Consider the following 12,866-nt stretch of genomic DNA (forward strand, 5'->3'; position numbering starts at 1 on the left):
CTGGTGATTGAGTCAAACTGTCACCAATCTCAAAGCCGCCCTCTCTCCCGAAGCCGCAGAACCAGCCGTGCGACATCACCGATCTGCTGCTTGAGCTCAGTGGTGGCGTGCTGGGCCTCCTGAACCAGTTGCATGGCTGAATCCCCGAGTTCATTGATGCTGACAATCTTCCCGGAAATTTCAGACGAGGCATTATGCTGCTGCTCTGCCGCTGCCGAGGTGCCGTTACAGGCTTCCGAGATGTGATCGATATATTGCACCAGTTCTTCCAGAGTGCGATCGGAGCTGACGGCATTCTCGACCGTCTGTTTGGCATGGACATCGCAACGCTCCATGGAGCTGGTCGCATCAGCAACGGTCTGCCGGAAATGTTTCAGCGTCTGGTCGATCTGTTCCGTGGTTGATTTGGTTCTCAGGGCCAGGCTTCGGACCTCGTCGGCCACCACCGCAAATCCACGGCCGGCGTCACCGGCGCGAGCCGCTTCAATGGAGGCGTTCAGGGCCAGCAGGTTGGTCTGATCGGTGATCTCTCCGATAACCTCAAGCGCCTGGGTCACACCGCGACTGGCTTCCGTCAGTTCGCCCACCGCGGATCTCGCCTGGCCCAGCTCCGTTGAAAGGGATTCCATACTGTTCCGGGTTTCCTGGGTCAGCTCCCGGCCTTTGACCACGCGCTCCGAGGCCAGCTGGACCTGCTCAAGCATACTCATGGCATTGCTGGCCACCTCCCGAGATGTAGCGGACATCTCTTCGCTGGCAGAGGCAATAGTGTCTGTCGCTGTGGCCTGCTGCTGCACGGCAGAATGGGCATCGGTGCTGCGGTTGATGGTGTGCTCCGCACCGGCATCGAGCTTCCCGATGACGTCGTGCATGCGCTTGACGACGGCATCCAGTTCCGCCGATTGCTGGGTGATCGCAAGATCCACACTGCCGATGTCATCAACCCGCCCGGTGAATATGTGTTCGGCCACGGTATCGTCAAGGATCGATCTGGCCCGCCGGACACACTGTCGAAACGGCGCCGTCAGCCCACCAAGGGTTAACAGGGCAGCCACCAAAGCGCCCGCACCGGCAAGGGCAATGACCGTAGGGGACGGCATCATCAATTGCACGGATGTGGTAATGGCAATAATAAGGGCCATGCCCAGCATGAGCCTGGCATGCAGCGGGAGACCGCGTCGCAGCCTTGGACGCTCAACGGGGCCTTTGGCCGGCTGGCCTTTTCTTAGGGTTGCGTACAGTTTCTCGGCTCGTGCCTGAGCGTCCGGCTCCAGTTGGGAGCGGATGGACTGCAACTCCCGCACTTCCCCATTTTTGCCAAGCACGGGAATCGCGTAAGCCCGTACCCAGTAGTGATCGCCATTCTTGCACCGGTTCTTGACCGCACCCAGCCAGGTCTGGCCATCCCTCAATCGGGCCCACATTTCCTCATAAGCGCCCCGGGGCATATCGGGGTGGCGGATGATGTTATGGGGCTGACCGATCAACTCTTCCCGGGAGAAACCACTGATCTCGACAAATTCGTCGTTGATGTGAGTAATCTGGCCCTTCGGATTGGTGGTGGAAAGGATGTTTGCGTCAGGGCCGACCGGCACGTTTCGATTGGTAACTGGGTGGTTAACTCGCATGGGGGAGTTCCTAGAAGACGATTTGGTAATTTTCTGCCGCGAAATAATACGGATCACTTTGATTGTAGATTGCCATCAAGACACCCGTACACTGCGAAAATTTCTCAAAAATGCTACCCAGCACATTGTTTTTTAAAAATATTTTATGAATAATCTCCGGCAATGTTTTGCCAAATATGGATAGCCTGATCAGCACGATTGCATAAACCGGATAACCCGGATGACCTCCATATGCAGGCAGCCTCTTTTTAACGAAAAAAAGGGCCGCCCGGAGGCAGCCCTGAAAAACCGATATGACATCGGACATTACGCTGGATCAGTTGCTGGCAACCCGGTCCTTCGGCAGTTTGAAGGTCCAGACTGTACCACCCTGGTTGAAGTCCTTGACCACCCTGGCCACTTCACCACCCCAGAGCGGTACCGCGCCACCCCAGCCAGTGGAAATCGCCACATACTGCTCGCCGTCCATTTCCCAGGTTACGGGTGTGCCGACAACACCGGTACCGGTATTGAACTTGTACAGCTCCTCACCGGTCTTGGCGTCAAACGCCTTGAGGTAGCCTTCGGGCGTGCCGGTAAAGACCAGGTTGCCGGCGGTAGCCATGACGCCACCCCAGAGCGGAGCCGGGTTGTTGTAGCGCCAGACTTCTTCGCCGGTTTTCGGATCAACCGCACGCAGCACGCCGATAAAATCGTCGTTGGCCGGCTTGATGGTAAAGCCTGCACCCAGGTATGCGGCGCCCTTCTTGTAGGAAACCGGTTCGTTCCAGATATCCATGGACCACTCGTTGGATGGAATATAGAACAGGCCGGTATCCTGGCTGTATGCCATCGGCATCCAGTTCTTGCCGCCGAGGAACGCCGGGAAAGCAACGACGGTCTCACCCTTTTCACCGTCAGCATCGGCGGGGTTACCCGGGCGACCATTCCCGGTGTTGTAGATCGGGCTGCCATCCTCATTCAGGCCCGTAGCCCAGGTGATCTTGTCCACGAACGGGAAGCCGCGGATAAAGTCGCCGTTCTCGCGGTTCAGCACGTAGAAGAAACCGTTACGGTCTGCAGTAGCGGCGGCCTTTACGGTTTTTCCGTCCTCTTCATAGTCAAAGGAAATCAGCTCGTTGACGCCGTCGTAGTCCCAGCCGTCATTGGGGGTGGTCTGGAAGTGCCACTTGATGCTGCCATCCTCCGGATCAATGGCCAGCCGTGAAGCAGAGAACAGGTTGTCACCCGGGCGCAGGTGGGAATTCCAGGGGGCCGGGTTACCGGTGCCGAAGAAAATCGAATCGGTGTCGGGATCGTAGGTGCCACCCAGCCATGTGGCGGCGCCACCGGTCTTCCACATGTCACCGGGCCAGGTCTTGCCGGCTTCGCCACCGGAGATACCATTTTCGATCTTTTCGCCGTCCTTGTAGACGTAACCCATGTGACCTTCAACGGTCGGGCGTGTCCACAGCAGGTCGCCGGTGTTCGGGTCGCGGGCTTCCACGGTGCCGACAATGCCGAACTCACCGCCGGAAACACCGGTGATCAGTTTGCCATTGACGATCAGTGGAGCGGCGGTCATGGAGTAGCCGGCCTGGTAATCGGCAACGGTTTTGATCCATACCGGCTTGCCAGTGTCCTTGTTCAGGGCAACCAGTTTGGCATCGAGGGTGCCAAAAATGAACAGATCCCCATAAAGGGCGCCACCACGGTTCACCACGTCACAACAGGGCATGATGCCATCCGGCAGACGGGCATCGTACTGCCAGATTTCCTCACCGGTGCGTGCATCAACGGCGTAAGCACGGGAATAAGACGCCGTCACGTACATAACGCCGTCCTTGATCATCGGCTGGGATTCCTGGCCCCGCTGCTTCTCGCCACCGAAAGAAAACGCCCAGGCAGGCTGCAGGTACTGGATGTTCTCTGTATTCAGGGCATCCATCGGGCTGAAACGCTGGCCCTGAACACCCATACCGTAGCTCACGATCTGATCGACGGTGTTGTGGTCATTCATGATGTCTTCATCGGTGACCGCCTGGGCCCCCAGGGACACAGCCAGCGCCAGCGCACTGGCGGTAAACTGTTTACCGAACGTATTCGATCTCATGGTTGCGCTCTCCAAAGTCTCTTGTTGTCAGTGTGTGCAGCGAACCGGGAATTTTCCCGCCTCTAACCTGCATTCTTCCCCTGGGCGGCCATCGCAACAATTAATCGCCGGAACAGGTTTTCTCATCACTTGGTAGTAAGACCCCTAAAAAAAGCCCGCGAATGGCGGGCTAACAGGCAATCACTGCTTATTCGCCGCTCTCCTCGGGACCCAGAATCGCGTCGTAGTAGCCGGGACGACTGTAAGACAGGCCGTGACTGGCGAAGAGCTCTGTCATCTCGCCGGAGCGGACCATGCGGTCTACAATCGCCTCCACCGCATAACTCAGGGCGCGGTGGGTATGACGAACCGCCAGCCCGACATCCCAGACCTGCTTGGTTATCCCCGGGAAGCCATTTCCTGCCTTGGTAAATCCATTGCCGGCGTGAGCCTCCAGCTGGTGCTCAATTTCGGCACGCATACCCATAACCCCGGCAACTTCTCCCTGGGCCAAGGCCTCGAACGCGGCGCCAATGTTGCTGTAATGATGAACCTGGTCCCTCAAGCGCCCGCCAAAAGCAGACGTAAGATAAGTGGCAGGAAGAGTGTCGACTTCCACACCGATGGGGTGATACTGGAAGACCGCAATGGTTTCCACGCTGTCGAGCCGGTTTTCGTCAAAGGCGATCTGCCACCGCTCCTGCTGGTAGGGACCCACGAAAACCACCTGTTCGTTGATCATCTCGCCGGTGGAATCCCGCATGTATTTGAAAGTGCTGTCGTAGGGTACCCGCATCATGATGTCCGCTATACGGGTCTTTGCCAGATAATGCCCCTTCCAGATATGGTTCCGGAGATCATCGCCCAGGTTTTCATCGGGGATAATCCAGTAAGGACGGAACTCCACGCCCAGCCCTTCGGCAATGCGGCGGCCGAGGTCTGCATCCACGCCTCTGGCCTCGCCGTCCACCTCGTAGGAGTAGGGCGGAAAGTCCTGGTACATGCCGATATTCAGGTAGCCGGAGTCCTGCACGATATCCAGGGTTCTGTCCGGAATCAGCGAACGGGATTCCTGTGCCTGAACAGGTCCCAGGACACACACCAGAGCCACAACCAGCGACCAGCCAAAACGATAAACCGACTTCATGCACTCACCTCCCCAGAAATGCCAGTGGCTAACAGGCTACTTGCGTCAGTCACATGGGCTCAGGGACTGATTCAATGTAAGTCTTGATGGCCCAGATGGCGGTCTGATCCAGGTTGTCCTTGAACGACGGCATGCCTCGTCCGGTGCCGTTCATGACGCGGCCGATAAAATATTCGTCGTCCCATTCCGTCAGCTCTCGCAGATCGGGGGTCAGCCCTCCGGACATCGCCTGGATGCCGTGGCAGACCGCGCAGTTACCTGCGTAGCCGCTCTCGCCCACCTTAATGGCCTCATCATGCATGTCCCCGTGCTCGTTACCCTTTCGGAAGGGGTTCTCGCTCAGCGCTTCCTTGCCCAGATCAGGCAGACTACCGGTGTCCACTTCCTGGGGAGTAACGTCCCCGTGGGACATGGCCAGACCGGCAGCGGTGAGCAAGCCCACAGCGACGATGGCCTTTAACGAAAAAGAAGAAACTGACATGTTGCTGCACCTCTGATTTGAATCCCCGTGCGCTGGCTGTTTGTTGTGAATGCATTACCAGCGACCTTGAACAAGTCTAGGAACACGCCATCCCGATCAGAATGCCACTTTCGCGCCTTCGTTCTAGTTCCTTGGTAGTAGGTTCCGCAGCGATTACTGCACGGGGGCCTGAAGAATAGTTCTTTAGTACCGTCAGTTTCCTACTTTCTGAATATTTCGACGGCTACCACCCTTCTCTAAGCTGGACGCAAGAACAACAAATACCGGGAAAAGGACCACGTTATGAATCGTAAAGGGGGGCTACTGATCGCTTCAGTTCTCTGTGGCTGGCTGCTCGCGCCGACTTCTGCAATGGCCCTCGACGTGACCATCGGCTACATCCACTGGCTACCCGACCAGGGGCCGGTTCTGTCCAATGTAACGCCGGAACCGGAAGACGCCGGCCTCAGAGGGGCTGAACTGGGCATCGCGGACAACAACGCCACCGGCCGGTTCCTCGACCAGAATTACGTATTGGACTCCGTCATCGCCAGCGATGCAGACGGCGCCATGGCGGCCCTTGACGGCATGCTGGAGAGCGGCGTTGATCTGCTGGTGACCCGCGTTCCTGCCGACACACTGCAGGCGATGGCCAAACAGGCGGGTGACAGGGCACTGCTGTTCAATGCCGGTGCCCCGGACGATGGCCTGCGGATCCGCGAATGCCAGCCCAACGTCCTGCACACCATTCCGTCCTACGCCATGCTGACCGACGCCCTTGCCCAGTGGTTGAGCATGCGCCGCTGGCGGGAGGTGTTCCTGATTACCGGCCCCACCGAACAGGACAAGGCCTGGGCGGACTCTTTTCGCCGTGCCAGCAAGCGCTTTGGCCTGGACATTATTGCCGACAAGCCCTGGACCTTCGATTCGGACCTGCGTCGCACGGCCTCCAAGGAACTTCCCGCCTTCACACAGGCCGGTGATTACGATGCCGTGGTGGTCGCCGATGTGCGGGGTGATTTCGGCGAGTATGTACCGTTCAACACCTGGCTGCCACGGCCGGTTGTGGGCACCCAGGGCATGGGGCCGGAAGCCTGGCACCGGGTGGTCGAGGCCTGGGGCGCGGCGCAGCTGCAGAACCGCTTCCGCGAACTCGCCGGGCGCGAAATGAACAGCGAAGATTACGCCGCCTGGGCAGCGATTCGCTCCATCGGCACCAGCGTAACTTCGCTCAGTGACGCCGGCCACCCGGCCATTCGCGAGCACCTGTTCTCCGACGATTTCCAGCTCGCCGCCTTCAAGGGTCGCAAGCTGACCTACCGTCCCTGGAACGGACAGTTACGCCAGCCGATTCCCCTGGTTCATCCCCGGGGCCTGGTTGCGACGCCACCACTGGAAGGCTTCCTGCATCCGGAGACCGAACTGGACACCCTGGGCTACGACAGGCCGGAAAGTGATTGCCGGATCCATTGACCCCACTGAACAACAAGAAGGAACACCGACCATGAAACAGGCTTTCAGAATTGCAGCCCTTGCAGCCGCCATCGGCTTCTCCGGCCCGGCGTTGGCAGGCCTCGCCTACGTCTCCAACGAGAAGGACAATACCCTCTCGGTCATCGACACCGACACCCATGAAGTGGTGGATACCATAGATGTAGGCGCCCGCCCCCGCGGCATCCTGCTGTCCAGGGACTACAGCAAGCTGTATATCTGCGCCAGTGATGACGACACCGTGCAGGTGCTGGACCTGGCGACCCGCAAGATCATTGATACCCTGCCCTCAGGTGAAGACCCGGAGCAGTTTGCACTGCATCCCAACAACAAGCATCTGTACATCGCCAACGAGGACGACGCCATCGTGACCGTGGTGGATGTGACCAATAAAGACGTGCTGGCCCAGATTGATGTGGGCGTGGAACCCGAAGGCATGGCGGTGAGTCCGGACGGCAAGTGGGCGGTGAACACCAGCGAAACCTCCAGCATGTTGCACTGGATCAACACCGAAACCTTCGAAATCGAGAAGAACACCGTGGTGGGCCAGCGCCCGCGTCACGTAGAGTTCACCAGAGATAGCAAGATTGCCTGGGCCTCGGCGGAGATCGGCGGTACCGTGCACATCTTCGATGTGGACACCATCGAGGAAATCAAGCAGATTGATTTTCAGATCAGGGGCGTGCCACAGGACCGCGTGCAGCCGGTTGGCATCGAGCTCACCTCTGACGGCAAGTATGCCTTTGTAGCCCTGGGCCCCTCCAACCACGTCGCGGTCGTTGACGCCCAGACCTACGAGGTACTGGATTACCTGCTGGTAGGCGCCCGTGTCTGGCAGCTGGATCTGGACAAGGATGAGAAGTTTCTTTACACCACCAACGGCGTGTCCGGCGACGTGTCGGTTATCGATGTGGAGGACATGAAGGTGATCAAATCCATCAAGGTAGGCCGCTATCCCTGGGGCGTGGTCATTGATCCCACTTCATGACCATTGAAGCCCGCAACATCAGCTTTCGCTACGGCGACAAGCCGGTTCTCAAAGAGGTCAGCTTCACGCTGACCTCTGGCGGTTTTCATGCCCTGCTCGGGCCTAACGGCGCAGGAAAATCCACGCTGTTCGGCCTGCTGACCCGGCTGCTGGCGCTGCAGCAGGGCGATGTGCTGATGGCCGGACAATCCCTGAAAAAACAGCCTGCAGAGGCCATGCGCAAGATTGGCGTGGTGTTCCAGCAGAATGCCCTGGACCTGGATCTGACCGTTCGTCAGAACCTGCTCTATCATGCCGCCCTGCATGGTCTTTCCCGCAAAGAGGCTCGCATTCGCGGCGACCGCGAGCTTGAACGTTTCCAGTTGCTGGAGCGGGCCAACGAGCCGGTGCGAAAACTCAACGGCGGCCACCGCCGAAGGGTGGAAATCGCCCGCGCCCTGCTCCACGAACCTTCCCTGTTGCTGCTGGACGAACCCACGGTGGGCCTTGATGTGGCCAGCCGCCGGGGGCTCAACGATCACGTACGCAGGCTCTGTGACTCCGATGGCCTGACCGTGCTCTGGGCCACGCACCTGATCGAAGAGGTTCGCCCGGAAGACCGGGTGCTGATCCTGCACGAAGGCAAACTGCTGGCCGACGGGGCGGGCCACGATATTTGCGAAGCCGAAGGCACCCGCGACCTGGCGGAAACCTTCCACACCCTGACAGGAGCCGGCTGACATGAAAGCTGCGCATTACTGGCACTGTTTCGTAGGCATCCAGACCCGGGAATGGCTGCGCTTCTGGCAACAGCGTACCCGCTTTGCCAGCGCCCTGGTACGGCCGCTGTTGTGGCTGGTGGTGTTCGCCGCCGGCTTCCGCGCGGTGCTGGGCATTTCCATCATTCCGCCCTACCAGACCTACATCACCTACGAGACCTACATCGCCCCCGGGCTGTGCGGAATGATCATCCTGTTCAACAGCATGCAGGGGGCGCTGTCCATGGTGTATGACCGGGAACTGGGCAGCATGCGGGTGCTGCTGATGAGCCCGCTGCCACGGCCGTTTTTGCTGGTGACGAAACTGCTGGCCATGGGCGTGGTGTCGGTGGGGCAGGTGTATGTGTTTCTGCTGCTGGCCTTGCTGGTGGATGTGGAGCCGCCGCTGTGGGGCTACCTGGCCGTACTGCCCGCCCTTATCCTCACCAGCCTGATGCTCGGTGCCCTGGGCCTGCTGATCGCCACCTGGATCAAACAGCTGGAAAACTTTGCCGGGGTGATGAACTTCGTCATTTTCCCCATGTTCTTCATGTCCTCAGCACTCTACCCGCTGTGGCGCATGAACGAAGCCAGCCCCTGGCTGTACTGGATCTGCCAGTTCAATCCGTTCACCCACGCCGTGGAGGCCATCCGGTTTTCCCTGTATCTGGAATGGAACCCGACGGCCTTCGGGATAACCGCAAGCGTAACGGTTGTTTTTGCACTGCTCGCGACGACCGGATTCCGTCCACAGCGCACCAAGATACTTGGCGAAAAGCCTGCTTAAAGGTTGGGGGCGATTAGCGGGTAGGGCTTTCCAAAACTGTGCGGAGCCAGGGATGGCGGAGCTCAAGCGTCACATGGACGTGCTTGAGCGTGTTTTGGAAAGCCCTGCCCGCTAATCGTCTTACACCAGATCAGGAATCCGCAGGATCCAACTGACGAAGCCGCCCTAACAAACTATCGATAAGTCCGGGCTCACCAACCCTGTCATCCCACTGCAATCGCGCCGGCTTGCCATCCAGATACCACAACCGGTTCGCCAGAATCTCCGCATCACCCCCATCATGGGTCACGCAGATCATCGCCATCCCGGGATCGGTATCGAGAATCCCCGCAATAAGCGTCTTCAACTCACCCGCCATCACCGGATCCAGCGAGGCAAAGGGTTCATCCAGCAACAACAGATCGGGCTTCACGGCAAGACAACGGGCGAGCGCCGCCCGCCGCGCCATGCCCAGGGAGAGCTGGTCGGGCAGGTAGTGGCCATACCCCTTCAGCCCCACGCTGGCCAGGTGGGCTTCCGCTTCCTCCGCGGTTGCACCAACCAGCTGAAGGTTGGCAGTCAAGGTCCGCCAGGGCAGCAACCGGTGCTCCTGAAACAGGTACCCGACCCGCAGTGCTTCGCGGCCGATGATCGCCTCTGCGGAAAGGGTCTTGTCCAGCCCGGCGATGGCGTTCAGCAGGGTGGTTTTGCCAATCCCGGACGGCCCCAGCAGGCAGATGCGATCGCCCCGCTCTATGGTGGCAAAGACTTCCCCCAGCACCGGCTGGCTGAAGCTGCGCCCGGCGATCCGCAGCTCAAGCATGGGCCACCTCCGGCTGACGCCAGCGGCTGGAGCGGCGTTCCAGGGGCTGCAGGATGGCCAGTTCGATGAGCTGAACCACCGCAATGAACGCCAGGCTGTAGGCGAGAATGGCGGCCACGTCGAAGACCTGGAAAGCCATGTGCAGTTGGAAGCCGACACCGCTGGAGCGGCCCAGCAGTTCCACTACCAGCACGATTTTCCAGATCAGGGCCAGCCCGCCGCGGGTGGCGGCCATGAGGTAGGGAAACAGCTGCGGCACCCAGACCTCGCGAAACCGCTGCCAGCGGGTAAAGCCGTAGACGGTGGCCATTTCTTCAAGGCGATAGTCGAGGCTGCGGGCGCCCTCACGGACGGTGACCGCGACATTGGGCACCTTGTTGATGACCACGGCCATCACCGCGGCCACCTCCACCAGGCCGAACCAGACGTACATCAGGATGATGGTGACCAGGGCCGGCAGGTTGAGCAGCAACACCAGCATGGGATCAAACAGGGCGTTGGTGGTTCTGAAGCGGCCCATGACGACGCCAATCGCGGTCCCCAGCAGCATCGCCAGGATAAAGGCCACGACAACGCGCCCCAGGGTCGCGCCGAGATGGTGCCAGAGTTCGCCGGAGGCGGATTCCCGCATCAGGGTATCAAGCACGTTGAGGGGGGTGGGCAGCAGCGGCGATTTGAGCAGCCAGGCAACCACGGCCCAGAGCAGCACAAACGAGGGCAGGACCACCCAGTAGCTCCAGGCCGGCGGGCGATCTGAGCTCTGGCTCACGGCTGCCTCCGGTAGAGCAGGCGGGCCGGCATCAGGTTGTCGGAATCGGCGCCGGTGAGCGCCAGCAAACGATGCAGATCGGCTATCCGCTGATCGGTCAGTGGTGCTGGTGTGCCGGCGATGAAGCCGTCCTTCAGGGCCTGGAATATGCCCTCATCCGGCTTGCCCATCAGCGGCCGCAACCGCTGCCAGTGCGAATCATCTTCCGCCAGTTCCACTTTCGCCTGGTTCAGGGACGCTGCAAAGCGATCCATCAGCGGGCGGTGATCTTCCGCCCAGCCCGCCGGAAACACATATCCCAGCACCGGCAGGTTCCGGTCCAGATCCATGGCGGTCAACAGGTCGGCCATTCCGAACGCGGAGCGCCAGCCACCCTCGCCCCGCAGGCGGGCCGCGAAATGCCAGTAGGTGACAATCGCATCCACCTTGCGCCGTTTCAGGGCCTGGCTCAACAGGGGCGGCGCCGCGAACTGAACCTCGGCGGCGTCATCCAGGCTGATCCCCTGCTGCCCCGCGACCTTCCGGAGCAGGATCCAGCCCTTGCTGTCCGGTCCGCCAGCAACGCCGATGCGCGTGCCGGCAAGGTCAGCCACAGAGCGAATACCAGAGCCCTCCGGCACCACAATATCGCCAATCTGGGACGAGAACGGCACATAGAGATAGGGTGTGCCCGCCTGAAACCGGGACTGTGCCCACAGCAGATCGGCCACAGCGCCGTTCACCGATCCACTGGTCACGGCGAGGCGGGAGGCCGGGAGATTGGCAACCAGTTTCAGTTCGAGACGGTAGCCATTGTGGCGGTCCAGCCCCCGGTGCAGGATGTGGTCCAGCTCCCAGTGGGCGGTGCCGAACTGCAGCACGCTGATCGACAGCGCCGGCAGAGGTGCGGGGCTTTTATCACTGGCATCACTGGCGTGGGCAAATCCTGCAACTATAAATACAACTAACAGGACGGGAGCTGCCAACCAGGAAAAGTGGCCCCTGGCAGCGTATCGATCAGAAGCAGGCATTGTTATTCGTCGTTGATTCATGCCTCCACGATACGAAGCCCGCTGCCGCGCAAGAATAGTACTTTGGTGCCTCTTTTTTGGTGCGATGGTCGCATTCAACCTGAGGCGCAGATAGCGTGTAATGAAACCATCACAATAATAACCAGAGGATCGCTTCCGATTCCGGGATTCTCTGTTCAGGAGGCCGCTATGCTTAAAGAGCTCGATGCCGCACTCTCTTCCCAAAAGCGCTATAATGCATCGGAAACAGCGCCGGATAATGACAACAAACAGGTGGAGCCATCCATGGAGCCGGCTTACAAAATTCTCATCGCCGACGACCATCCGCTTTTCCGCGAAGCCATCAGCAGCGTCATTTCCTCAGGATTCACCGGCAGCACAATCATCGAAACCGCGGACCTGGACAGCGCCCTGGAGATCACCCGGGAAAACGATGACCTGGACCTTATCCTGCTGGACCTGAACATGCCCGGCATGCACGGCCTTAACGGCCTGATTTCCCTTCGTAACGAAGCGCCCACCATCCCGGTGGTGATCGTGTCGGCAGAGGAAGACAAGCAGGTTGTGCTTCAAGCCATCACTTATGGCGCCTGCGGTTTTATTACCAAATCCTCGCCCCGGGCCCAGATGACCGAAGCCATCCAGCAGATCCTCAATGGCAACGTTTACCTGCCCTCCGACATTATCCGTACCGGCAAAGAGAGCACCACCCGCCGCAACCGCAATGAAGACAACCCCATTTCACCGGAACTGCTGAACTCCCTCACCCGCCGCCAGCTGCTGGTGCTGGAGCGCATGTCCAAGGGTGAGTCCAACAAGCAGATTGCCTATAACCTGAATATTGCCGAGACCACCGTGAAGGCCCATGTGTCGGCGATACTGCGCAAGCTTGGGGTTCATAACCGGGTGCAGGCCATTCTTTCGGCGAGTGATGTGGATTTCAGCCAGTATTTGAAGCGGTAGTATTTCCTTCACG

Annotated in this window: 12 protein-coding genes; 5 read left to right on the forward strand and 7 right to left on the reverse strand. The window is 59.6% G+C overall.

Going from position 1 to position 12,866, the window contains the following annotated elements; translation table 11 throughout:
- Nucleotides 1–29: 29 nt before the first annotated feature.
- The 4 genes from DIT72_RS03015 to pedF all read right to left on the reverse strand — a co-directional run bounded on the left by DIT72_RS03015 (nucleotide 30) and on the right by pedF (nucleotide 5,327).
- Complete coding sequence (locus tag DIT72_RS03015; RefSeq protein ID WP_135953709.1) at nucleotides 30–1,628, reverse strand: methyl-accepting chemotaxis protein; 1,599 nt, start codon at nucleotides 1,626–1,628, stop codon at nucleotides 30–32.
- A 316-nt stretch (nucleotides 1,629–1,944) separates the two neighbouring features.
- Nucleotides 1,945–3,720: a PQQ-dependent methanol/ethanol family dehydrogenase gene (locus tag DIT72_RS03020; protein WP_135953710.1), complete on the reverse strand. Its 1,776-nt coding sequence runs from the start codon at nucleotides 3,718–3,720 to the stop codon at nucleotides 1,945–1,947.
- Between the two features lie 187 nt (nucleotides 3,721–3,907).
- Entirely contained in the window at nucleotides 3,908–4,846 is a 939-nt protein-coding gene (locus DIT72_RS03025) for a substrate-binding periplasmic protein (RefSeq protein WP_135953711.1), read from the reverse strand.
- Nucleotides 4,847–4,895: 49 nt separating this feature from the next.
- Nucleotides 4,896–5,327 (reverse strand): cytochrome c-550 PedF, encoded by a 432-nt coding sequence (gene pedF / locus DIT72_RS03030; protein WP_135953712.1) that lies wholly within the window; start codon nucleotides 5,325–5,327, stop codon nucleotides 4,896–4,898.
- Nucleotides 5,328–5,609: 282 nt separating this feature from the next.
- Here pedF and DIT72_RS03035 point away from each other — a divergent pair, with 282 nt between their 5' ends.
- Genes DIT72_RS03035 through DIT72_RS03050 form a run of 4 tightly spaced genes read left to right on the forward strand, consistent with a single transcriptional unit; the run spans nucleotide 5,610 to nucleotide 9,309 of the window.
- Nucleotides 5,610–6,779: an ABC transporter substrate-binding protein gene (locus DIT72_RS03035; protein WP_135953713.1), complete on the forward strand. Its 1,170-nt coding sequence runs from the start codon at nucleotides 5,610–5,612 to the stop codon at nucleotides 6,777–6,779.
- A 31-nt stretch (nucleotides 6,780–6,810) separates the two neighbouring features.
- Nucleotides 6,811–7,785 carry a YVTN family beta-propeller repeat protein gene (locus DIT72_RS03040; protein ID WP_135953714.1) on the forward strand — a complete coding sequence of 325 codons (975 nt, stop codon included), beginning with the start codon at nucleotides 6,811–6,813 and terminating at the stop codon, nucleotides 7,783–7,785.
- Nucleotides 7,782–8,504, forward strand: a complete 723-nt coding sequence (locus DIT72_RS03045; RefSeq protein ID WP_135953715.1) for an ABC transporter ATP-binding protein — start codon at nucleotides 7,782–7,784, stop codon at nucleotides 8,502–8,504. The genes DIT72_RS03040 and DIT72_RS03045 overlap by 4 nt, the downstream gene beginning before the upstream one ends.
- Before the next feature lies 1 nt (nucleotide 8,505).
- The gene (locus DIT72_RS03050; protein ID WP_135953716.1) at nucleotides 8,506–9,309 is read left to right on the forward strand and encodes an ABC transporter permease; all 804 of its coding nucleotides are present in this window, start codon (nucleotides 8,506–8,508) and stop codon (nucleotides 9,307–9,309) included.
- A gap of 130 nt (nucleotides 9,310–9,439) precedes the next feature.
- On the opposite strand, the gene DIT72_RS03055 is transcribed toward DIT72_RS03050, so the two are convergent.
- From DIT72_RS03055 to DIT72_RS03065, 3 genes are read right to left on the reverse strand one after another with little or no spacing between them, the layout of a single operon-like run.
- The gene (locus DIT72_RS03055) at nucleotides 9,440–10,111 is read right to left on the reverse strand and encodes an ATP-binding cassette domain-containing protein (RefSeq protein ID WP_135953717.1); all 672 of its coding nucleotides are present in this window, start codon (nucleotides 10,109–10,111) and stop codon (nucleotides 9,440–9,442) included.
- Nucleotides 10,104–10,880, reverse strand: coding sequence for an ABC transporter permease (locus tag DIT72_RS03060; protein WP_135953718.1), 777 nt, complete (start codon nucleotides 10,878–10,880; stop codon nucleotides 10,104–10,106). The genes DIT72_RS03055 and DIT72_RS03060 overlap by 8 nt, the downstream gene beginning before the upstream one ends.
- Nucleotides 10,877–11,890, reverse strand: a complete 1,014-nt coding sequence (locus DIT72_RS03065; protein WP_135953719.1) for an ABC transporter substrate-binding protein — start codon at nucleotides 11,888–11,890, stop codon at nucleotides 10,877–10,879. Before DIT72_RS03065 ends, DIT72_RS03060 begins: the two co-directional genes overlap by 4 nt.
- Before the next feature lie 285 nt (nucleotides 11,891–12,175).
- On the opposite strand from DIT72_RS03065, the gene DIT72_RS03070 reads away from it, so the two are divergent.
- Nucleotides 12,176–12,853, forward strand: coding sequence for a response regulator (locus DIT72_RS03070; protein ID WP_135954713.1), 678 nt, complete (start codon nucleotides 12,176–12,178; stop codon nucleotides 12,851–12,853).
- Nucleotides 12,854–12,866: the final 13 nt, after the last annotated feature.

Source organism: Marinobacter orientalis, assembly GCF_004792665.1.
In the GTDB taxonomy this organism is placed as follows: domain Bacteria; phylum Pseudomonadota; class Gammaproteobacteria; order Pseudomonadales; family Oleiphilaceae; genus Marinobacter; species Marinobacter orientalis.

What these genes read in the sequence shown, in the direction of transcription:
- DIT72_RS03015 (WP_135953709.1), bottom strand. Translation starts at nt 1,628, where the DNA reads ATGCGAGTTAACCACCCAGTTACCAATCGAAACGTGCCGGTCGGCCCT.
- DIT72_RS03020 (WP_135953710.1), bottom strand. Translation starts at nt 3,720, where the DNA reads ATGAGATCGAATACGTTCGGTAAACAGTTTACCGCCAGTGCGCTGGCG.
- DIT72_RS03025 (WP_135953711.1), bottom strand. Translation starts at nt 4,846, where the DNA reads ATGAAGTCGGTTTATCGTTTTGGCTGGTCGCTGGTTGTGGCTCTGGTG.
- pedF (WP_135953712.1), bottom strand. Translation starts at nt 5,327, where the DNA reads ATGTCAGTTTCTTCTTTTTCGTTAAAGGCCATCGTCGCTGTGGGCTTG.
- DIT72_RS03035 (WP_135953713.1), top strand. Translation starts at nt 5,610, where the DNA reads ATGAATCGTAAAGGGGGGCTACTGATCGCTTCAGTTCTCTGTGGCTGG.
- DIT72_RS03040 (WP_135953714.1), top strand. Translation starts at nt 6,811, where the DNA reads ATGAAACAGGCTTTCAGAATTGCAGCCCTTGCAGCCGCCATCGGCTTC.
- DIT72_RS03045 (WP_135953715.1), top strand. Translation starts at nt 7,782, where the DNA reads ATGACCATTGAAGCCCGCAACATCAGCTTTCGCTACGGCGACAAGCCG.
- DIT72_RS03050 (WP_135953716.1), top strand. Translation starts at nt 8,506, where the DNA reads ATGAAAGCTGCGCATTACTGGCACTGTTTCGTAGGCATCCAGACCCGG.
- DIT72_RS03055 (WP_135953717.1), bottom strand. Translation starts at nt 10,111, where the DNA reads ATGCTTGAGCTGCGGATCGCCGGGCGCAGCTTCAGCCAGCCGGTGCTG.
- DIT72_RS03065 (WP_135953719.1), bottom strand. Translation starts at nt 11,890, where the DNA reads ATGCCTGCTTCTGATCGATACGCTGCCAGGGGCCACTTTTCCTGGTTG.
- DIT72_RS03070 (WP_135954713.1), top strand. Translation starts at nt 12,176, where the DNA reads ATGGAGCCGGCTTACAAAATTCTCATCGCCGACGACCATCCGCTTTTC.